The sequence below is a fragment of the Actinomadura sp. KC216 genome, from assembly GCF_004348535.1.
Lineage (GTDB): Bacteria > Actinomycetota > Actinomycetes > Streptosporangiales > Streptosporangiaceae > Spirillospora.
Window position 1 is genome coordinate 17,914 of the sequence record NZ_SMJX01000002.1, and the last position, 19,503, is coordinate 37,416.

Annotated in this window: 20 protein-coding genes; 1 reads left to right on the top strand and 19 read right to left on the bottom strand. The window is 71.1% G+C overall.

Features of this window, described 5'->3' with window-relative positions:
- Positions 1 to 8: 8 nt before the first annotated feature.
- The 12 genes from nuoH to E1264_RS00495 form a co-directional block, all read right to left on the bottom strand.
- Positions 9 to 1,346: an NADH-quinone oxidoreductase subunit NuoH gene (nuoH, locus tag E1264_RS00440; protein ID WP_132168341.1), complete on the bottom strand. Its 1,338-nt coding sequence runs from the start codon at positions 1,344 to 1,346 to the stop codon at positions 9 to 11.
- Complete coding sequence (locus E1264_RS00445) at positions 1,343 to 3,877, bottom strand: NADH-quinone oxidoreductase subunit G (protein ID WP_132168343.1); 2,535 nt, start codon at positions 3,875 to 3,877, stop codon at positions 1,343 to 1,345. The genes nuoH and E1264_RS00445 overlap by 4 nt, the downstream gene beginning before the upstream one ends.
- On the bottom strand, positions 3,874 to 5,172 hold the full coding sequence (gene nuoF, locus E1264_RS00450) for an NADH-quinone oxidoreductase subunit NuoF (protein WP_132168345.1): 1,299 nt from the start codon (positions 5,170 to 5,172) through the stop codon (positions 3,874 to 3,876). Before nuoF ends, E1264_RS00445 begins: the two co-directional genes overlap by 4 nt.
- The gene (gene nuoE / locus E1264_RS00455; RefSeq protein WP_132168347.1) at positions 5,169 to 5,948 is read right to left on the bottom strand and encodes an NADH-quinone oxidoreductase subunit NuoE; all 780 of its coding nucleotides are present in this window, start codon (positions 5,946 to 5,948) and stop codon (positions 5,169 to 5,171) included. The genes nuoF and nuoE overlap by 4 nt, the downstream gene beginning before the upstream one ends.
- A complete protein-coding gene (locus E1264_RS00460) occupies positions 5,945 to 7,291 on the bottom strand; it encodes an NADH-quinone oxidoreductase subunit D (RefSeq protein ID WP_132168349.1) in 1,347 nt (448 codons plus the stop codon). The genes nuoE and E1264_RS00460 overlap by 4 nt, the downstream gene beginning before the upstream one ends.
- A complete protein-coding gene (locus E1264_RS00465) occupies positions 7,288 to 8,034 on the bottom strand; it encodes an NADH-quinone oxidoreductase subunit C (protein ID WP_132168351.1) in 747 nt (248 codons plus the stop codon). The genes E1264_RS00460 and E1264_RS00465 overlap by 4 nt, the downstream gene beginning before the upstream one ends.
- A 1-nt stretch (position 8,035) precedes the next feature.
- A complete protein-coding gene (locus tag E1264_RS00470; RefSeq protein WP_132168353.1) occupies positions 8,036 to 8,581 on the bottom strand; it encodes an NADH-quinone oxidoreductase subunit B in 546 nt (181 codons plus the stop codon).
- A gap of 1 nt (position 8,582) precedes the next feature.
- The gene (locus E1264_RS00475; RefSeq protein ID WP_131964456.1) at positions 8,583 to 8,942 is read right to left on the bottom strand and encodes an NADH-quinone oxidoreductase subunit A; all 360 of its coding nucleotides are present in this window, start codon (positions 8,940 to 8,942) and stop codon (positions 8,583 to 8,585) included.
- A 177-nt stretch (positions 8,943 to 9,119) separates the two neighbouring features.
- Positions 9,120 to 10,391 (bottom strand): geranylgeranyl reductase family protein, encoded by a 1,272-nt coding sequence (locus E1264_RS00480; RefSeq protein WP_132168355.1) that lies wholly within the window; start codon positions 10,389 to 10,391, stop codon positions 9,120 to 9,122.
- Positions 10,392 to 10,536: 145 nt separating this feature from the next.
- Complete coding sequence (locus E1264_RS00485; RefSeq protein WP_132168357.1) at positions 10,537 to 11,238, bottom strand: demethylmenaquinone methyltransferase; 702 nt, start codon at positions 11,236 to 11,238, stop codon at positions 10,537 to 10,539.
- Positions 11,235 to 11,474: a DUF4229 domain-containing protein gene (locus tag E1264_RS00490; RefSeq protein WP_132168359.1), complete on the bottom strand. Its 240-nt coding sequence runs from the start codon at positions 11,472 to 11,474 to the stop codon at positions 11,235 to 11,237. Before E1264_RS00490 ends, E1264_RS00485 begins: the two co-directional genes overlap by 4 nt.
- 19 nt (positions 11,475 to 11,493) lie before the next feature.
- Positions 11,494 to 12,468 (bottom strand): threonine/serine dehydratase, encoded by a 975-nt coding sequence (locus E1264_RS00495; RefSeq protein WP_132168361.1) that lies wholly within the window; start codon positions 12,466 to 12,468, stop codon positions 11,494 to 11,496.
- Positions 12,469 to 12,749: 281 nt separating this feature from the next.
- Here E1264_RS00495 and E1264_RS00500 point away from each other — a divergent pair, with 281 nt between their 5' ends.
- Positions 12,750 to 12,953 carry a BldC family transcriptional regulator gene (locus tag E1264_RS00500; RefSeq protein WP_131964461.1) on the top strand — a complete coding sequence of 68 codons (204 nt, stop codon included), beginning with the start codon at positions 12,750 to 12,752 and terminating at the stop codon, positions 12,951 to 12,953.
- Positions 12,954 to 13,149: 196 nt separating this feature from the next.
- Here the strand turns inward: E1264_RS00500 and E1264_RS00505 are convergent, their stop codons facing one another.
- The 7 genes from E1264_RS00505 to E1264_RS00535 form a co-directional block, all read right to left on the bottom strand.
- On the bottom strand, positions 13,150 to 13,452 hold the full coding sequence (locus E1264_RS00505) for a hypothetical protein (RefSeq protein WP_132168363.1): 303 nt from the start codon (positions 13,450 to 13,452) through the stop codon (positions 13,150 to 13,152).
- Positions 13,453 to 13,502: 50 nt separating this feature from the next.
- Positions 13,503 to 14,537, bottom strand: a complete 1,035-nt coding sequence (locus tag E1264_RS00510) for a hypothetical protein (protein WP_132168365.1) — start codon at positions 14,535 to 14,537, stop codon at positions 13,503 to 13,505.
- A gap of 128 nt (positions 14,538 to 14,665) precedes the next feature.
- Complete coding sequence (gene ccsB, locus E1264_RS00515) at positions 14,666 to 15,691, bottom strand: c-type cytochrome biogenesis protein CcsB (protein WP_243710669.1); 1,026 nt, start codon at positions 15,689 to 15,691, stop codon at positions 14,666 to 14,668.
- 15 nt (positions 15,692 to 15,706) lie between these two features.
- The gene (locus E1264_RS00520) at positions 15,707 to 17,320 is read right to left on the bottom strand and encodes a cytochrome c biogenesis protein ResB (RefSeq protein WP_132168367.1); all 1,614 of its coding nucleotides are present in this window, start codon (positions 17,318 to 17,320) and stop codon (positions 15,707 to 15,709) included.
- Position 17,321: 1 nt separating this feature from the next.
- On the bottom strand, positions 17,322 to 18,065 hold the full coding sequence (locus E1264_RS00525; protein WP_132168369.1) for a cytochrome c biogenesis protein CcdA: 744 nt from the start codon (positions 18,063 to 18,065) through the stop codon (positions 17,322 to 17,324).
- 33 nt (positions 18,066 to 18,098) lie between these two features.
- Positions 18,099 to 18,689, bottom strand: a complete 591-nt coding sequence (locus E1264_RS00530; protein ID WP_243710670.1) for a TlpA disulfide reductase family protein — start codon at positions 18,687 to 18,689, stop codon at positions 18,099 to 18,101.
- Between the two features lie 79 nt (positions 18,690 to 18,768).
- Positions 18,769 to 19,407: a histidine phosphatase family protein gene (locus E1264_RS00535; protein ID WP_132168371.1), complete on the bottom strand. Its 639-nt coding sequence runs from the start codon at positions 19,405 to 19,407 to the stop codon at positions 18,769 to 18,771.
- Between the last annotated feature and the right edge of the window lie 96 nt (positions 19,408 to 19,503).

Here is a 19,503-nt window from a genome sequence, read left to right on the forward strand (position 1 = left end):
TCAGGAAATCAGTGAGTCCCACTGGTGACCTCCTCAGGAGGGGTTTCGATGGATGCCCCGGCCGGCTTCCCGCCCCGCCCGTGGTAGTGGGGAGCGTCCATGGGCGGCACCGGGAACCCGCCGGCGGACGGATCGGGCGCGCCGCCCGGCTCCGCCGCACCCGGCACGATCTCCTTCTCGTCCTCGCCGCCGCGGACCATCTCCCAGACCACCGTCGCGAGCAGCACCACCGCCGCGGCCACCGCGGCGTAGATCACGATCTGCCGCATGTCGTAGCCGTCGTTGCGGAGCGCGCGGATGGTGCCGACCAGCAGGATCCAGCCGAGCGAGAAGGGCATCAGCACCTTCCAGCCGAGCTTCATCAGCTGGTCGTAGCGGACGCGCGGGAGCGTCCCGCGCAGCCAGATGAAGAAGAAGATGAACAGGAACACCTTGGCCAGGAACCACAGGATCGGCCACCAGCCGGAGTTGGCGCCCGCCCACACCGTGGAGATCGGGAAGGGAGCGCGCCAGCCGCCGAGGAACAGCGTGGTGGCGAGCGCGGACAGCGTCGTGAGGTTGATGTACTCCGCGAGGAAGAACATCGCGAACTTCAGCGACGAGTACTCGGTGTGGAAGCCGCCGACCAGCTCGCCCTCGCCCTCGGGCAGGTCGAACGGAATGCGGTTCGACTCGCCCATCATCGTGATCACGAAGACGATGAAGGACGGCAGCAGCAGGATCACGAACCACTTGTCGTGCTGCGCCGCGACGATCTCCGAGGTGGACATCGAGCCCGCGAACATGAACACGGCGACGAACGACAGGGCCATCGCGATCTCGTAGGAGATCATCTGCGCGGAGGAGCGGAGCCCGCCGAGCAGCGAGTACGGCGACATCGACGACCAGCCGGCCAGCACGACCCCGTAGATCCCCAGCGACGACATCGCGAGGACGAGCAGCACCGCCACCGGAAGGTCGGTGAGCTGCAGCGCCGTCTCATGCCCGAAGATCGACACCTGCGGGCCGAACGGGATGATGGCGAACGAGATGAACGCCGGCACCGCCGCCATGACCGGCGCCAGGACGAACACGACCTTGTCGACCTGGCGGGGGACGATGTCCTCCTTCAGGGCGAGCTTCACGCCGTCCGCGAGGCCCTGCAGCAGGCCGAAGGGCCCGGCGCGGTTCGGGCCGACGCGCAGCTGCATCCGGCCGATGACGCGCCGCTCGATCCACATCGTCAGCAGCACGGTCACGACCAGGAACGCGAAGACGACGACGACCTTGCCGCCGATCAGCCACCACGGGTCGTTGCCGAAACCCTGCAGCGGCTCCTGCGCGGGCGCCGTCGGGGTCGGGTTCATTTCACGCCTCCGGCATTCTCCGTCGCGGCGGTCGCCGCGGTCGCGCCGGACGCCGCGGTACCGCCGGACGCCGCGGTACCGCCGGACGCGGCGGTCGCGTCCGGGAGCGTCGCGCTCGCGATCTTGACGACGCCTCCGGCGGCCGCGCCCAGGTCCCGGTGCACCGCGCAGCCCGCCGAGTTCGTCGGCAGCCACACGACCCGGTCGGGCAGGTCGGCGGTGATCTCCAGCGGGAGGGTGACCTCGCCGCGCGCCGCCGTCACCTTCACCGCGCCGGTCGCGCCGATCTCCTCGGCGGTCGCGGGCGACAGCCGGGCGATCGCGCCCTTGGCGGTGCCCGCGAGGAACGGCTCGCCGTCCTGGAGGCGGCCCCGGTCGAGCAGCAGCCGCCAGGTCGCGAGCACGGCCTCACCGGCGTCCGGGTGCGGCGGCAGCGGCTGCGCGACGTTCGGCGCGTCCGGGCGGTCGCCGCGGTAGGCGCCGAGCTCGGCGAGCTCGCGGCGGGCCATGTCCGGTCCCGGCAGGCCCAGGTGGACGTCCATCTCGTCGGCGAGCGCGTCCAGGACCCGCAGGTCGGACATCTTCCCGGCGGCCTTCAGCACGATGTCGAACTGGCGGCCCCGGCCCTCCCAGTCGACGAACGTCCCGGACTTCTCCGCGACGGCCGCGACCGGGAACACCACGTCGGCGCGGTCGGTGACCGCGCTCGGCCGCTGCTCCAGGCTGACCACGAACCCGGTGGCGTCGAGCGCGCGGAGCATCGCGTCCGGGTCGGCGAGGTCGTAGGGGTCGACGCCGCCGACGAGCAGCGCGCCCCGGCGCCCGTCGGCCGCGGCGGCGATGATGCCGTCGGCGTCCTGGCCGGGCGCGGCGGGGAGTTCCGCGACGCCCCACCGGCGGGCGACCTCGGCCCGCGCCTCCGGGTCGGTGACCGGGCGGCCGATCGGCAGCAGCCCGGGCAGCGCCCCGGCCTCGATCGCGCCGCGCTCCCCGGCCCGGCGCGGCACCCACGCCAGCTTCGCGCCCGTCACCTGCGCCAGCCGCACCGCCGCCGTCAGCGCGCCCGCGCTGGTCGCGAGCCGCTCGCCGACGAGTATCACGGCGCCGGGCGCCTCCAGCAGCGTCCGGACGTCGGAGCGGGCCGCGTCGCCGATGATGGAGCCGAGCGCCTCAGCCTCGGCACCGGGCGCCGTCTGCAGGAGCGTCCCGCCGACCTTGCCGAGCCCGCGCGTCGCGAACGGCGCGATGCCGAGCACCTTCAGCCGGTTCTTGCGGAACGCCTTGCGGAGCCGCAGGAACACGATCGGCGACTCCTCCTCCGGCTCGAAACCGGCGAGGAGCACCGCGGGCGCCTTCTCCAGATCGGCGTACGACACCTCGATGGAGCGTCCCGCGACCGACGAGGCCAGGAACTGCGTCTCCTCGTCCGACAGCGGGCGGGCCCGGAAGTCGACGTCGTTGGTGCCGAGCGCGATGCGGGCGAACTTGGCGTAGGCGTAGGCGTCCTCAAGCGTCACGCGGCCGCCGGTCAGCACCCCGGCGGAGCCGCGCGCCGCCGCGAGGCCCTCGGCCGCGACGGTCAGCGCCTCCGGCCACGACGCCGGCTCCAGCACGCCGTCCTCGTTGCGGACGAGCGGGTGCGTCAGCCGCTCCGGCTGCGTCGCGTAGGTGAACGCCCAGCGGCCCTTGTCGCAGTTCCATTCCTCGTTGACCTGCGGGTCGTCCCCGGCCAGCCGCCGCGTGACCTTCCCGCGCCGGTGGTCGGTGCGCATCGAGCAGCCGGACGCGCAGTGCTCGCACACGCTCGGCGTCGACACCAGGTCGAACGGCCGCGACCGGAACCGGTACGCGGTCCCGGTCAGCGCGCCGACCGGGCATATCTGCACGGTGTTGCCGGAGAAGTAGGACTGGAACGGCTTGCCGTCCGCCGCGCCGACCTGTTCCTTCGCGCCGCGCTCGAACAGGTCGATGAACGCGTCCCCGGCGATCTGGTCGGAGAACCGGGTGCAGCGGGCGCACTGGATGCAGCGCTCGCGGTCGAGCAGCACCTGGCTGGACAGCGGGATCGGCTTCGGGAACGTCCGCTTGACCTCGACGAACCGGGTCTCGCCGCGCCCGTTGGACATCGCCTGGTTCTGCAGCGGGCACTCGCCGCCCTTGTCGCAGATCGGGCAGTCCAGCGGATGGTTGATGAGCAGGAACTCCATGATCCCGTGCTGGGCCTTGTCGGCCACCGGCGAGGTGAGCTGGGTCTTGACGACCATGCCCGGCATCACGGCGGTGGTGCACGACGCCTGCGGCTTCGGCATCCCGCGGCCGTTCCCGGCGTCGGGGATCTCCACCAGGCACTGCCGGCACGCCCCGACCGGGTCGAGCAGCGGATGGTCGCAGAACCGGGGGATCTGGATGCCGAGCAGCTCGGCGGCCCGGATGATCAGCGTGCCCTTCGGCACCTCGATCTCGAAGCCGTCGATGGTGCACGAGACCATCTCGACCTTCTCCACCGCCGACTTGTCGTCGGTGACGGTCACTTGGCACCTCCCCAGAGGGTGGACTTGGCCGGGTCGAACGGGCAGGCGCCCTGCTCGAAGTGCCGCACGTACTCGTCGCGGAACAGCTTGATGGACGAGACGACCGGGCTCGTCGCGCCGTCGCCGAGGGCGCAGAACGAGCGGCCGAGGATGTTGTCGGAGATGTCGAGGAGGGTCTCCAGGTCCTCGTCGGTGCCCTGGCCCGACTCCAGCCGCTTCAGCATGAGCTTGTACCAGTAGGTGCCCTCGCGGCACGGCGTGCACTTGCCGCACGACTCGTGCGCGTAGAACTCCGACCAGCGCAGCACCGCCCGGACGACGCACGTCGTCTCGTCGAATATCTGCAAGGCCCGGGTGCCGAGCATGGACCCGGCGGCGCCGACGGACTCGAAGTCCAGCGGGACGTCCAGATGCTCGTCGGTGAAGATCGGCGTTGACGAGCCGCCGGGCGTCCAGAACTTCAGCCGGTGCCCCTCGCGAATGCCGCCCGCCATGTCGAGCAGCTCCCGCAGCGTGATGCCGAGCGGCGCCTCGTACTGGCCGGGCCGCGTCACGTGCCCGGACAGCGAGAAGATCCCGAAGCCCTGCGACTTCTCCGTGCCCATCGAGGCGAACCAGTCCGGCCCGTTCCCGACGATCGAGGGAACCGACGCGATCGACTCGACGTTGTTGATGACAGTGGGCCCGCTGTACAGGCCCGCCACCGCGGGGAAGGGGGGCTTCAGCCGGGGCTGGCCGCGGAACCCTTCGAGGGAGTCCAGCAGCGCCGTCTCCTCGCCGCAGATGTAGGCGCCGGCGCCGCTGTGGACGACGACGTCCAGGTCGTAGCCGGAGCCGAGGATGTCCTTGCCGAGGTAGCCGGCCTCGTACGCCTCCGCGACCGCCTGGTGCAGCCGCCGGATCACGTGGAGCACCTCGCCGCGCACGTAGATGAACGCGACGTTCGACCTGATCGCGTACGAGCTGATGACAACGCCCTCGATAAGAACATGTGGGTTGGCCATCATCAGCGGGATGTCCTTGCACGTGCCCGGCTCGGACTCGTCGGCGTTGACGACCAGGTACCGCGGGTTCGGGCTGGTCGGCGGAAGGAACCCCCACTTCATGCCGGTGGGGAAGCCCGCGCCGCCGCGGCCGCGGAGCCCGGAGTCCTTGACCGCCTGGACGATCTCGTCCGGCTCCATCCGGAACGCCTTGCGCAGCGCCTTGTAGCCGCCGTCGCGCTCGTAGCCCGCGCGGGTGAACGAGTCGGCCTGGTCCCAGTTCTTGGTGAGGACAGGGGTGAGCGTGGTCACTTGTTCCGGCCTTCCTGGCTGCCGGGCTTCGCGTCGCCGGGGACGGGCTTGCCCGGCTCGTGCGGCGGCGCGCTGATCTCCTCCGGCCGCACCGGCTCGTCCGGGCGGTCCCGGTCGACGTCCGTGGACGGGGCGGCCCAGCCGCGCTCCTGCGCGAGCTTCAGGCCGCGCAGCGACTCCGGACCGGCCTGGACGCCCTCGCCCGCGCGCCCGTCCGGGAACCCGGCGAGGACGCGGGACGCCTCCTTCCACGTGGCCAGGCTCTCCGGCCCGCGCGTCGGAAGCACGCGCTCACCCGAGCGCAGGTCGTCGACGAGCTTCTTCGCCTTCTCGGGAGTCATGTTGTCGAAGAACTCCCAGTTGACCATCATCACCGGCGCGAAGTCGCAGGCGGCGTTGCACTCGATCCGCTCCAGGCTGACCTTGCCGTCCGGGGTGGCCTCGTCGTGGCCGACGCCGGTGTGCTCGCTCAGCTCGTCCCAGATCTGGTCGCCGCCCATCACCGCGCACAGCGTGTTGATGCACACGCCGACGTGGTACTCGCCGACGGGCTTCTGCTTGTACTGCGTGTAGAACGTCACGACGCCGACGACCTGCGCGGGCGTGATGCCGAGCTGCTCGGCGCAGAACTCGATGCCGTCCTGCGTGACGTGCCCCTCCACCGACTGCACCAGGTGCAGCATCGGCAGCAGGGCCGACCGCGGCCGGGGGTACCGGCCGATGATCTCCTTCGCGTCCCGCTCCAGGCGCTCGCGAACGTCGGGTTCGTACGTCATCGGTCCACTCCCCCCATGACCGGGTCGAGGCTGGCCACGGCGGCGATGATGTCGGCGACCATGCCGCCCTCCGACATCGCCGGGGTGGCCTGCAGGTTGACGAAGGACGGCTCGCGGAAGTGGACCCGGTAGGGGCGGGTGCCGCCGTCGCTGACCACGTGGGCGCCGAGCTCGCCGCGCGGCGACTCGATCGGCGCGTACGCCTGCCCCGCCGGCACCCGGAAGCCCTCCGTCACCAGCTTGAAGTGGTGGATCAGCGCCTCCATCGAGGTGCCCATGATGTGCGCGATGTGCCGGGGCGAGTTGCCCATGCCGTCCGCGCCGATCGCGAGCTGCGCGGGCCAGCCGATCTTCTTGTCCTCGATCATCACCGGGCCCTTGACGGTCTGCAGCCGGTCCAGGCACTGCTCGACGATCTTCAGCGACTCCTCCATCTCGTCCATCCGGACGAGGTAGCGGCCGTACACGTCGCAGGTGTCCTGCGTCGCGACCTCGAAGTCGTAGGTCTCGTAGCCGCAGTAGGGCTGCGACTTGCGCAGGTCCCACGGCAGGCCCGTCGCGCGCAGGACGGGGCCGGTGACGCCGAGCGCCATGCAGCCGGTGAGGTCGAGGTAGGCGATGTCCTTCGTGCGGGCCAGGAACACCGGGTTGGCGTCCATCAGCTTCCGCAGCGCCTGGATGCGCTTCGGCATCCGGTCGAGGTAGTCGCGGATCTTGCTGGTCGCGCCGCTCGGGAGGTCCTGCGCGACCCCGCCTGGGCGGACGTAGGCCATGTTCATCCGCAGGCCCGTGATCTCCTCGAACAGGTCGAGGGTGTACTCGCGCTCGATGAACCCGTTGAGCATCACGGTCGTCGCGCCGAGTTCGAGACCGAACGTCGCGATCGCGACGAGGTGCGAGGAGATCCGGTTCAGCTCCATCATCATCACGCGGATGATCTGGGCGCGCTCCGGGATCTGGTCGGTGATGCCGAGCAGCTTCTCCACGCTCATGGAGTACGCCGTCTCGTTGAAGATCGGCGCGAGGTAGTCCATCCGGGTGCAGAACGTGGTGCCCTGCACCCAGGTGCGGTACTCCATGTTCTTCTCGATGCCGGTGTGCAGGTATCCGATGCCCACCCGGGCCTCGTTCACCGTCTCGCCGTCGAGCGTGAGGATCAGCCGGAGCACCCCGTGCGTGGACGGGTGCTGCGGCCCCATGTTGACGACGAGCCGCTCGTCGCCGAGGTCCTCCGCGCCGGCGACGACCTTGTCCCAGTCCTGCCCGCCGACGTCGAACACCTTGCCCTCGGCGGCCTCGTCGGCCGCGTAGGCGTCGTACTCGGTGTACTTGGCCGAGCTCATACGTACGACCGCCTTTCGTCGGGCGGTGGGATCTCCGCCCCGCGGTACTCGACGGGGATGCCGCCGAGAGGGTAGTCCTTGCGCTGCGGATGGCCGACCCAGTCGTCCGGCATCTCGATGCGCGTGAGCGCGGGATGACCGTCGAAGATGATCCCGAAGAAGTCGTAGGTCTCGCGCTCGTGCCAGTCGCTCGTCGGGTAGACGGGCACCAGCGACGGGATGTGCGGGTCGGCGTCCGGGCAGGTCGTCTCCAGCCGCACGCGCCGGTTGTGCGTGATCGACAGCAGGTGCGTGACGGCGTGCAGCTCGGCGCCCTCGTCCTTCGGGTAGTGCACGCCGGACGTGCCGGAGCACAGCTCGAAGCGGAGGGACGGCTCGTCCCGCATGGTCTTCGCGACCTCGCGCAGGTGCTCGCGCTTGACGAAGAACGTCAGCTCGCCGCGGTCGACCACGACGCGCTCGATGGCGTCACCGAAGTCGGGGTAGGCGCGCTCCAGCTCGTCCGCGATCTCGTCGAACTCGCCGGGCTCGGCGGCGCCGCCGGGCCCGCCGTACGGGCGGGCGGCCGACACCTTCGGGCTCTGCCGGACGACGAGCCCGCCGTACCCGGAGGTGTCGCCCGTCGTGTTGGCGCCGAACATGCCCTTGCGGACGATCGGCTGCTCCCGGCGCTCCTCCTCGGTGTGCGCCGGGAGCTTGTCGGCCCCCTGCTCGGCCTGCTGCTCGGGGTGCTCGGAACTCATGTCAGGCCCCCTGTCCCAGCAACGGGAGCTGGCGGCGCTTCGCCACTTCCAGCTCCGTGATCTGCTTCGCGCGCTGCGGCCCGAGCTTGGTGTTCTGGATCTTGTCGTGCAGTTTCAGGATCGAGTCCAGCAGCATCTCCGGCCGCGGCGGGCAGCCGGGCAGATAGATGTCCACCGGAACGATGTGATCGACGCCCTGCACGATCGCGTAATTGTTGAACATTCCGCCAGACGACGCGCAGACGCCCATGGCAATGACCCACTTGGGCTCGGTCATCTGGTCGTAGATCTGCCGCAGCACCGGCGCCATCTTCTGGCTCACCCGGCCCGCGACGATCATCAGGTCGGCCTGCCGGGGCGTCGCCGAGGCGCGCTCCATGCCCCATCGGGAGAAGTCGTGCCGGGGGTCGCCGGTCGCCATCATCTCGATCGCGCAGCACGCCAGGCCGAACGTCGCCGGCCACACCGAGCTCTTCCGCGCCCATCCCGCGACCTGCTCGACCGTGGTCAGCAGGAAGCCGCTGGGGAGTTTCTCCTCAAGACCCATGTCAGTCCCACTCCAGACCGCCGCGCCGCCAGATGTAGGCGTACGCGACGAGGACGGTGACGATGAAAAGGACCATCTCCACAAGTCCGAAGATCCCCATACGGTCGAATGCGACCGCCCACGGGTAAAGGAAGATGATCTCAATGTCGAAGACGATGAACAGCATCGCCGTCAGGTAGTACTTCACCGGGAAACGCCCGCCGCCGACCGGCTGCGGGGTCGGCTCGATTCCGCACTCGTAGGCGTCGAGCCGGGCCCGGTTCCATCGCTTCGGCCCGGTGAGCGAGGCCATGACCACGGAGAACGCGGCGAAGCCGAAGGCGAGCACCCCCAGTACGATGACCGGAATATAGAGATCCATGTCTCTACAGCCTCTCCTCGCGACGTACGGCGGTGTACGGGACAGGGTTGTACGCGTCGGGCCCTCCGCGAGCCGCCGCCACCCTAGCCAAGGCGATCAATAGCACTCCCCTCCAGGGGGTCTGGTAAGGCACACTAGTCCGCTCACCTGCGGAAGCTTGGTTCTCTGGGCCTGTGCTCATGCCGCCGGAGCCACCTTCTGCATCGCGTTGATGACGCGGTCCATGGCGTCCCCGCCCTTGGGGTCGGTCAGGTTGGCGAGGAGCTTGAGCGTGAACCGCATCAGCGTCGGGTGCGGCAGGCCGTGCGCGGTGAGGAACTTCATGATCCGCGGGTCCCCGATGGCCTGGACGAACAGCCGCGCGAGGGTGAAGTAGCCGCCGTGCTCGTCCTTCAGGATGCGCGGGTACTCGTAGAGCGTCCGCTCGCGCTGCGCCGGGGTGCGGCGGGCGAGGGCCTGCACCATGATGTCGGCGGCGAGCCGCCCGGACTCCAGCGCGTAGTCGATGCCCTCCCCGTTGAACGGGTTGACCATGCCGCCCGCGTCGCCGACGAGCAGCATCCCGCGGGTGTAGTGCGGCTGCCGGTTGAAGCCCATCGGCAGCGCCGCGCCGCGGATCTTGGAGGTGGCGTGGTCCTCGTCGAACTGCCACTCCTCCGGCATCTGCGCGCACCAGCGCTTCAGCATGGCGCGGTAGTCGACGCTCTGGAACTGCTTGCTGGTGTTGAGGAGCCCGAGCCCGACGTTGGACGTCCCGTCCCCGACGCCGAAGACCCAGCCGTAGCCGGGCAGGAGGCGCTCGCCGTCCCACAGTTCCAGCCACGCCTCCATGAAGTCGTCGTCGTGGCGCGGGGTCTGGAAGTAGCGGCGGACGGCGACGCCCATCGGCCGGTCCTCGCGCCGCCGCAGCCCCATCGCGAGGGAGAGCCGGGTCGAGTTCCCGTCGGCCGCGACGACCAGCGGCGCGTGGAACTCGACCTCCTCGCCCTCGTACTGGGCGGTGACGCCGGTGATGCGGTCGGTGCGCTCGTCCAGGATCGGGCCGGTGACGTTGCAGCCCTGCAACAGCTGCGCGCCCGCCTTGGCGGCGTGCTCGGCGAGGAACTGGTCGAAGTCGGTGCGCTTTCGGACGAGCCCGAAGTCGGGGAAGCTCGCGAGCTCCGGCCACGGCAGCTCGACCTTGACGCCGCCGCCGTAGATGCGCAGGCCGCGGTTGCGTCCCCAGCCGGGGTCGTTGACGTCGACGCCCATGCCGATGAGCGCGCGGACGGCGCGCGGGGTGAGGCCGTCGCCGCAGATCTTGTCGCGCGGGAAGGTGGCCTTCTCCAGCAGGAACACGTCCATGCCGGCTTGCGCCAACCAGTAGGCGGTCGACGAACCGGCGGGGCCTGCCCCGACGACGACCACATCTGCGTGTCGGACGTCTGCGTGCCGGGCGGAGTCGGTCACGGCGCTTCCTCATTCAGCTCGTTCGCTTGTGAAGCACTTCACAAGGGTCCGGTGGGGAGTCTATTCCTTTATCACGACCGGTGCGTAATTCGGGGCCGGTCGAGCATGGACCGGTCCCGAACCTCGGAGCCGATCCCGTCCGGGATCATCCCGGATTGACGGCGTGGTGCAGCGCGGCGACCCCGAACGTCAGGTCGCGCCAGCGCACGTTCTTCCAGCCCGCGTCCTGGATCAGCCGGGCCAGGGCCGCCTGGTCGGGCCAGGCCAGCGTCGACTCGGCGAGGTAGCGGTAGGAGTCGGGGTTGGAGCTGACCCGCGCCAGCAGCGGCAGCCCGTACCGCAGGTGCGTCCGGTGCCCGAACGCCAGCAGCGGGTTCGGCGGGTGGCTCACCTCGCAGACCACCAGCCGCCCGCCGGGCTTGGCGACCCGCCGCAGCTCGCGCAGTGCCCTGCCGGTGTCAGCCACGTTGCGGAGGCCGAACGAGATTGTCACCGCGTCGAACGACCCGTCGGCGAAGGGCAGGCGCAGCGCGTCCCCCGCGACGAAGCTCAGCCCTTGGACGCCCGCCTGGCGGCGTGCCCCGACGCAGAGCATTCCGAGCGAGAAGTCGCACGCCACCGTCTCGGCGCCCGCCTCGGCGAACGGCACCGACGACGTGCCCGTCCCGGCCGCGAGGTCCAGCACCCGCTCGCCCGGCCGCGCCGCCAGCGCCCGCACGACCTCGCGCCGCCACCGCCGGTCGCGCCCGCCGGTCATCAGCGTGTTCAGCAGGTCGTACCGCTCGGCGGTGCCGTCGAACATCGCCGCGACGTCGGCGGGCTTCTTCTCCAGGGAGGCGCGGCTCATGCGTCCTCGCGGGTGACGGACTTCTCGAACCTCTCCCGCTGCGCGCGGGCGCCGCGGGCGACGGCGGCCGACATCCGGTCGCGCTGCGCGGACAGCAGGACGTAGCTCACGACGCCGCTGATCAGCAGCGCCAGCAGCAGGAGCAGGAACCCGCGGGCCCCGAGCAGCGCCAGCACGCCCACGGTCACCGCGAAGATCGCGAGCCGCGCGACGGAGTACAGGATGACGGAACGCATGACTCTCCGAGCGTAACGCCTACCTCAGAACGTCCAAGAAGAGGGCCGGGTCTACGTTGCCGCCGGAGAGAACGGAGACGTAGGTGCGGCCCTCGGGGAGCTCGGCGTGGTGATAGAGGTAGGCGGCGGTGGCGACGGCGCCGCTCGGCTCGGCGATCAGGCGGGCCTCGCGGGCGAGGCGGCGCATCGTCACGCGGATCTCGTCCTCGGTGACGGTGACGACGCCGTCCACGTGCGCGCGCATGTGGGCGAACGGCAGGTCGCCGACCTGCTGGACGCGGAGCCCGTCGGCGATGGTGCGGCCGGTCTCCTCCGCGCCCCACGCGACGGGGCGTCCCGCCGCCATCGAGTCGCGGGCGTCGGCGGCGAGCTCCGGCTCGACGCCGATGATCCGGGCTTCGGGCCGCAGCGCTTTGACGGCGGCGGAGACGCCCGCGATGAGCCCGCCGCCGCTGATCGGGACGAGCACGACGTCCACGTCCGGGCGGTCCCGGACGATCTCCAGCCCCACGGTGCCCTGCCCCGCGATCACCCGCGCGTCGTCGTAGGGCGGGATCATCGTGAAGCCGTGCGCGGCGGCGAGCTTCTCGGCGGTCTCGGCACGGGCCTGCGAGGTCGGCTCCACGTACACGACCTCGGCGCCGAGCGCGATGCACGCGTCCACCTTCACGCCGGGCGTGGTGTGCGGCATGACCAGGACGGCCTTGATGCCGAGCGCGCGGGCCGCGTACGCGACGGCCTGCGCGTGGTTGCCGCTGGAGTGGGTCACGACGCCGCGCGCCCGCTGCTCCGGCGGGAGGGAGGCGATGGCGGAGTAGGCGCCGCGCACCTTGAAGGCGCCGATCGGCTGCAGCGACTCGGCCTTTACCAGCAGCGACGGCTCCCCGGTGGCTCCGGCGCCGGACGGGAACGGCACCAGGGGCGTCCGGACGGCGACGCCCGCGATGCGCTCGGCGGCCCGTTCGATCTCCGGGAGCGAAACAAGATCGGACATGGACCGGAGACTACTTCCACGGGGCCGGGCACGGCGGCCGCTGCGGGGCGGACAGAACATGTCCACACCCCGTTCAGCCGTGGTTTGGCAGGTCAACCGGGGTCAGCGGGGAACGTCCTCCGAACACTCTCCGAAGGCCGCACGCACCGAGGGTGATCGGTGCTGCTCGAAAAACTACGGTCCGTGATCTTTTCCGAAAACAAGGGAGAAATCGGTCTTGACCCGCCACACTGTTAAACAGTCCACCCGCGCCGAGAGCGGGACAAAGGGGGAGAGAAAACGTGGAGAGCACGAGCGAGCGCCTGCTGACCCCAGGAGAGGTCGCCGCCCTCTTCCGGGTCGACCCGAAGACGGTCACCCGGTGGGCCGCCGCGGGGCGGATCAGCAGCATCCGCACTCCGGGAGGCCACCGGCGCTTCCGCGAGTCCGAGGTGCACGCGCTGCTGCGCGGCGATGAGCCGATCGCCGAGCATTCGGCCCGCTGACCTGCCCGAACCTCGCTGATTTCCGGGCCCGTCCCGCCCTTCGGGCCCGTCACCGGCCTCAGCCGCCCGGACCGCCGCGTCGTGGTAGTCCCCCGGGGGAGACACCCGCCCGGGCGGCCGGGGCCGTTCCGTTTCCCCGGCACGGCGCCATTCCCCGAAAGAATTTCGCATTTCCCCGGGGGCGGAGTTTCCGGAGTCAGTCGCCGTTCTCGGCGGGGCCGTCCGGCTCTCCCGGGGCGTCGGACTTCCATTCCTCGAAACGGCGGAGCAGGTCGGCGTCCTCCTCCCGCCAGCGGCGGCGCCGGTCCTCCAGCTCGTCCTCGGTCAGCGACTCGCGCAGGAGCCGGTCGTAGTCGGGATCGCCGGGCCCGATCTCGACGTAGGCGTCGGCGATGATCCGTCCCTCGCGCGGACCGGTCCCGGACCCGCCCTCGGCGCCGTCGGCGAGAACGCTGTGCGGAACCCGGAGCGTGCCGTCCGGGAGCCGGATCACGTACATCGTCGTCCACCCTCGCGATTCGTCAAAGCGCGCCCTGACATCAGGATCTCCTAGATCCCGTACCTGCGGTTGAAGAAGAGCATGACCTCCAGCGCCATCCGGATGTTGCCGGCGAGCATATCGACGAGGGCCGGGCGCTGCCGGGAGGAGATCGCGGCGAACGCGTCCGCGAAGAACTCGCGGCGGCCGAGCGCGTTCGGCTGGCGATGGAAGTCGCTCGCCAGATGCGGCAGGCACTCCTCGTACAGGCGCTGGAAGGCCGGGCTGTCGGAGGTCCACTCGCCGTCGTCGCCGTCGATGTCGTCGAGCGCGTGCCCGACCTCGTGCAGCATCACGTCCGGCGTCGGCGACGGCCGGTCCCCGACGACGATCTTGCGGTCGCCGTACGCGCCCGCGCAGATGTCCCACGTGGCGCGGCCCGACGGCAGCGGGCGGTCCCGCAGGTGGCCCATGTCGTCCAGCTGCGGGACGCCGCCGGGGCCGACGTAGATGCCGTCGAGCCCGGACGCGAGCTTCTCCTTGAGCCCGTCCGGCAGCGCCGCCAGGCTGTCGATCGCCCCGATGACCTCGGGGCCCGGAGGCCCGTCCCTGACGTCCCACTGCCGGTACAGCACGTTCTCCAGGACGCCGCAGTGCCGCCGGCCGTCGGTGACGTGCGGCACGCCCGGCGGGTGCGGCGCCACGCGCAGCCGGTCGTCGTCGAGCTCGAAGTCGCTCCACGAGTAGTCGCCCGCCCGCGGACGCCCCCGCCTGCGGCGGCCGAACCTGCCGGCGAGCAGGCCCGACGCGTCGTCGCTCTCGGGGCGGTCGCGGCCGGCGTCCCCGCCGTCCGGCACGCCGCCGGGACCCAGCGCGTAGTCGTCGTCGCGGCCCGCCTTGCGGAACCGGCCGAACCGGTCACGCGGCTGGTTGCTGCGCGGGCGCACCTGCCCCGAGTCGGGCGGCGACGGGGAGTAGGCGCCGTCGTCGCGGCGGAGCGTGCGGTCCTGGGCCGCGCCGTCCGCGCGCACGCGCCCGCCGCGGAACGGTTCGCGATGCCACAGCTCCCGGGGACGGGGCTTGCGATGGACGCCTTTGAAGCGCATCGGGCTCCTCTGTCAGCGGACCCGCGGGGGTAGCGAGCGGCGTCCGCCGCGCGACCGGGTCCCGGAGGAAGGGTAAGCCGGAACCCGACACGCCGTCATCCCCAGGAGTCACGCGTCCCGGAAATCTTTCACGCGTAGGAGTGCAGGCCGGAGAACATGTAGTTCACGCCGAAGAAGTTGAACAGCAGCGCGGCGAACGCGATGAGCGAGAGGAACGCCGCCTTGCGGCCCTTCCAGCCCGCCGTCGCGCGGGCGTGCAGGTAGGCCGCGTAGATGATCCAGGTGACGAAGGACCAGATCTCCTTCGGGTCCCAGCCCCAGTAGCGGCCCCACGCCTGGTCGGCCCAGATCGCGCCCATGATGATCGCGGCCGTCCAGATCGGGAACGCGAACATCGTCACGCGCATCGCGAGCCGGTCGAGGCTCTCGGCGGACGGGACGTGGGCCAGCGCACCGCCCCCGGCCTTCGGCCGGTCCCCGGCGCGGGCCTCCTCGCGGGACTTCAGGAAGTACAGGACCGTGGCCGCGCCCGCGACGGTGAACGCACCGGTCGCGATGATCGCGGCGGACACGTGGATGGCGATCCAGTACGAGTTGAGCGCCGGGGTGACCGGGCCCACCGAGTCGTACAGCCAGATGTTCGCCACGCCCAGCGCGACGACGGCGGCGAACATGACGAGCGCGCCGAGGAAGCGCGCCCGGTAGCGGACCATCACGACCATGAACGCGGCGACGGCGGCGAACGAGATGGCGGTGAGGAACTCGTACATGTTGCCCCACGGCCACCGGCTCGCGGCCAGCCCGCGGGACACCAGGACGCCGAGGTGCGCGCCCACGCCGAGCACGCTCAGCAGGATCGCGAGGCGGGCCCAGTCGACCTGGGGACGGTCGCCGTCCGCGTCGCCGTCCGCGTCGTCGTCGGCGTCAGCGGCCTTGGCGGCTTCGGGGGCGTCGACGTCCGCGCCGCCACCGGTGCCGACCAGGACCTTGGCCTCGGACTTCTGCTGGACCGACGCCTTGGCGGCGGCGGCCGTGGCGGCGCCGCGGCGGCCGAAGCCCATGTCGGCGGCGTAGGCGACCAGCGCGATGATGTACATCATCACGGTGGTCAGCATGAGCTTGTCGCTCAGGTTCGCGAGGTCGGCGTTGCTCACCTGGTGCTCACCTCGTCACTCCTTCGATTCGGTCGCCGGGCCGTCCGGCTCACCGCGCAGGGCGGTCACGATGTCGTCGAACTCCGAGGTCGCGCTCCCCAGCGTGAGACCGCCGACCTCGACCACCGTACGCCCGCCCTCCGCGGCGCTCGCACGGACCCACACCCTGCGCCGCCTGACCATGAACGACGTCGCCACGCCCAGCACCGCCAGGATGGCCGCGACCAGCGCGGGGATGCGTCCCGGGTCGTGGTTGACCGACAGGGTCGCGTACTCCTTGAGGCCGTCGAACGTGATCGACCCGGCGCCGCCGGGCAGCGTGAACGTCTCCCCCGGCTCCAGAAGCTTCTGGCCGTCCTTGACGGGCTGGAGCGTCTTGCCGATGCCCTCCAGCTTGTAGACCGACTGCGGGGTGCCGGAGTCGAGGCCGATGTCGCCCTTGAAGGACGTGATCGTGACGACGGGACGCAGCGGCGCCGGGAACCCCGAGACGATCTGCTTGCCGTCCTCGCTGGCCATGGCGGTCGGCCACAGGATCCCGTAGAAGGCGAGCTGGTCCGGCTCGGCGTCGGGGGCCTTGATGACGCCCTCGGACGTCAGGTTCCGCCCCTCCATCACGATGAACGGCACCGAATCCTGGAAGGCGACGTTGCCCTTGGCGTCCCGGACGGTGAACACCGGCGCGTACCCGTGGCCGAGCAGGTACACCTTCGCGCCGCCGACCTTCAGCGGATGGTTCATCCGCAGGTCGTAGCGCTCCTCCTTGCCGCCGGGCGTGGCGCGGAAGCGCACGTCGGCGTTGAACCGCGTGGCCTGGCCGCGCTTGTCGCCGCCGGTCTCGAACTCGGCCTTGAAGTCGTCGAGGCTGACGGTGAAGGGGGCGAGCTCGCCGTCGTTGAACGCGCGCCCGGGGGTGAACTGGTCGTACTGGCTCAGCGAGTTCGCGAACGTCCGGCCCTCCATCAGCAGGACGTCGCCGCGGTAGCCGAACAGGTTCCCGAGGCCGAGCGCGAACAGCAGCGCCAGCAGCGCCAGGTGGAACAGCAGGTTGCCCGTCTCGCCGAGGTAGCCCTTCTCGGCGGACGCGGCGCCGCCGGAGATGTCCACCCGGAACCGGCGCCCGCGGAGCACCTTGCGGGCCTCTGCGAGGACGTCGTCGGGGGACGTGTCCGTCTCGTACGTCGCGGACTGCGGCAGCCGTCCCAGGTTCCGGGGCGCCGCAGGCGGGCGGGCCCGCATCGACCGGTAGTGCTGCATCGCGCGCGGGATCACGCACCCGGCCAGCGACACGAACAGCAGGATGTAGATCGCCGCGAACCAGGGCGCGGCGAACACGTCGAACATGGAGAACCGGTCGAGCCACGGGCCGAGCGTCCTGTGCTCGTCGAGGTAGGCGACGACCTTCTCGGGCGCCTGGCCCCGCTGCGGCAGGATCGACCCCGGCACCGAGCCAAGCGCCACCAGGAACAGCAGGATCAGCGCGGTGCGCATCGTGGTGAGCTGCCGCCAGCCCCAGCGCAGCCAGCCGAGCGGGCCGAGGCCCTTCGGGCGCGGCACCTCCTCCGGCGCCTGGCGCGCGGCGGGCGCGCGCGTGCCCGCGTCCTCAACGTCGTTCCTGGTTTCAGTCATCTCAAATAACCGGTTCGAAGCCGCTGATCCACGACCTCAGCTCGATGGTCAGGTGCCCCCACAGGCCGCTCACCAGCAGCACCCCGATGAGCACGAGCATGCCGCCTCCGGCGCGCATGACCAGGGGGTAGTGGCGTTTCACGGCACCGAACGCGCCCAGCGCCCGGCGGTAGGCGACCGCGGTGGCCACGAACGGCAGGCCGAGCCCCACACAGTACGCCAGGGACAGCAGTGCGCCCCGTCCGGCGCTCGCCTCGGTGATCGCGAGGCCCTGCACCGCGCCGAGCGTGGGGCCGATGCAGGGCGTCCAGCCGAGCCCGAACAGGACGCCGAGCAGCGGCGCGCCCGCGAGGCCGGCGGCCGGGAGGCGCCCCGACTTCATGGTCCGCTGCAGGCCGGGGATGAAGCCCATGAACGCGAGGCCGAACACGATCGTCACGGCGCCGAGGACGCGGGTGATCGGGTCCTGGTACTCCAGCAGCCACCGGCCGAGCCCTCCGAAGATCACGCCGTAGCTGACGAACACGACGCTGAACCCGGCGATGAACAGCACGGCGCCCGCGAGGAGCCGGCCGCGCCGCTGGTCGGCGAGGTCGGCGCCGCTCATGCCCGTCACGTAGGACAGGTAGCCCGGGACGAGCGGCAGCACGCACGGCGAGGCGAACGACACGAGCCCGGCGAGGGCGGCCAGCGGCGCCGCCGCGACCAGCGACCCGCTGACGACGGTCTCGCCGACCGTGCTCATCCCGCCGCGCTCATTCTTCCGGGGGCCATCGGCTCACGTCCCCGCGAGGACCTTGGCGACCAGCGGGTTCAGCTTGGAGTACGTCGTCGCGCCGATGATCCGGGCGGCGACGCGGCCCTGCCGGTCGAGGACGAGCGTGCTCGGGATCGCGCTCGGCGGGACCTCCCGGAACGCCAGCGTGACCTGCCCGCCGTCGTCGAACAGGCTCGGGTAGGTGACCTTGAACTTGCGCTCGAACGCCTGCGCGTTGGCCTTGGAGTCCTTGAAGTTGACGCCGAGGAACTCGACGCCCTTGGCCTTGTTCTCGTCGTAGACCTGCTGGAGCGACGGCGCCTCGCCGCGGCACGGCGCGCACCACGACGCCCAGAAGTTGACGACGACGACCTTGCCCTTGAGTTCGGCGAGCGTGAACCGCTCGCCGTCGAGGCGCTCGCCGCCGACGTCCTGGACGCTCTTGCGGTCGGCGGGCTTGTACTCGGTGATGTTGCCGTTGCCCGAGATGAAGCGGTTGTCGCCGCTGTCCGGACCGTTCCCCGAGGCGCTCGTCCCGGCGCACCCGGCCAGCAGCCCGCACAGCGCGACCGCAGCGGCGGCGGCGCGCACGGGGGAGACTCGGGGGCTCAACGGACCCTCCAATTCAGGACGTTCAGGACGAGTTCAGGCGAGCTACTACAAGACGTAGTACACAAACTTAGCGGTGCGGTCAGGCACCCGCGACACTGGGGCCCTTGGCGATCCCCGCCGCGGGCTCGCAGTAGGCGACCTCCACCAGCCGGGTGCCCGCGAACGTCAGGCTCGTCAGGCTGGCCAGGCCGCATTCGCGCCGCTGGGGGTGGTGCCAGAGGCGGCGGCGCTCGGCGTGCAGGCGCAGCACGTAGATCGGCAGCTGGTGGCTGACGCACACGGCCTCGTGGCCCTTCGCCGCCTCCCGCGCCCTGACCACGGCCGCGCGCATCCGGGCGGCGAGCTCCTTGTAGGGCTCGCCCCAGGACGGCTTGAACGGGTTGACCAGATGCCGCCAGTGCTCGGGACGGCGCAGCGACCCGGCCCCGGCCCCGAACGTCAGCCCCTCGAAGTGGTTGCCGGCCTCGATCAGACGATCGTCCACCGTGACGGGCAGGTCGAACGCGTCGGCCAGCGGCGCGGCCGTCTCCAGCGCCCGCTGCATCGGCGAGGAGAGGATGGCGGTCACGTCCCGGTCGGCGAACCACTTGGCGACGGCCTTCGCCATGAGGACGCCGTCCTCGCTCAGACGGTAGCCGGGCAGCCGCCCGTACAGGATCCCGTCGGGATTGTGCACCTCACCATGCCGCAACAGGTGAACGGTCGTTTTCTCGGTCATCGCCAGCAAGATTACCTAGGCGCGTTCGGGCTTCCGTCCACCGGCCAGGGCCTTGGCCCGCGGTGGTCAGCCGGAGATGGCGGAGACGGCAGGGGG

Excerpts from the sequence above, each read along its gene's own strand:
- E1264_RS00510 (WP_132168365.1), bottom strand. The coding sequence starts at position 14,537 with ATGCGCTTCAAAGGCGTCCATCGCAAGCCCCGTCCCCGGGAGCTGTGG.
- E1264_RS00495 (WP_132168361.1), bottom strand. The coding sequence starts at position 12,468 with ATGTCCGATCTTGTTTCGCTCCCGGAGATCGAACGGGCCGCCGAGCGC.
- E1264_RS00470 (WP_132168353.1), bottom strand. The coding sequence starts at position 8,581 with ATGGGTCTTGAGGAGAAACTCCCCAGCGGCTTCCTGCTGACCACGGTC.
- nuoE (WP_132168347.1), bottom strand. The coding sequence starts at position 5,948 with ATGACGTACGAACCCGACGTTCGCGAGCGCCTGGAGCGGGACGCGAAG.
- E1264_RS00505 (WP_132168363.1), bottom strand. The coding sequence starts at position 13,452 with ATGTACGTGATCCGGCTCCCGGACGGCACGCTCCGGGTTCCGCACAGC.
- E1264_RS00535 (WP_132168371.1), bottom strand. The coding sequence starts at position 19,407 with ATGACCGAGAAAACGACCGTTCACCTGTTGCGGCATGGTGAGGTGCAC.
- E1264_RS00485 (WP_132168357.1), bottom strand. The coding sequence starts at position 11,238 with ATGAGCCGCGCCTCCCTGGAGAAGAAGCCCGCCGACGTCGCGGCGATG.
- nuoH (WP_132168341.1), bottom strand. The coding sequence starts at position 1,346 with ATGAACCCGACCCCGACGGCGCCCGCGCAGGAGCCGCTGCAGGGTTTC.
- E1264_RS00460 (WP_132168349.1), bottom strand. The coding sequence starts at position 7,291 with ATGAGCTCGGCCAAGTACACCGAGTACGACGCCTACGCGGCCGACGAG.
- E1264_RS00465 (WP_132168351.1), bottom strand. The coding sequence starts at position 8,034 with ATGAGTTCCGAGCACCCCGAGCAGCAGGCCGAGCAGGGGGCCGACAAG.
- E1264_RS00520 (WP_132168367.1), bottom strand. The coding sequence starts at position 17,320 with ATGACTGAAACCAGGAACGACGTTGAGGACGCGGGCACGCGCGCGCCC.
- E1264_RS00475 (WP_131964456.1), bottom strand. The coding sequence starts at position 8,942 with ATGGATCTCTATATTCCGGTCATCGTACTGGGGGTGCTCGCCTTCGGC.
- E1264_RS00525 (WP_132168369.1), bottom strand. The coding sequence starts at position 18,065 with ATGAGCACGGTCGGCGAGACCGTCGTCAGCGGGTCGCTGGTCGCGGCG.
- E1264_RS00490 (WP_132168359.1), bottom strand. The coding sequence starts at position 11,474 with ATGCGTTCCGTCATCCTGTACTCCGTCGCGCGGCTCGCGATCTTCGCG.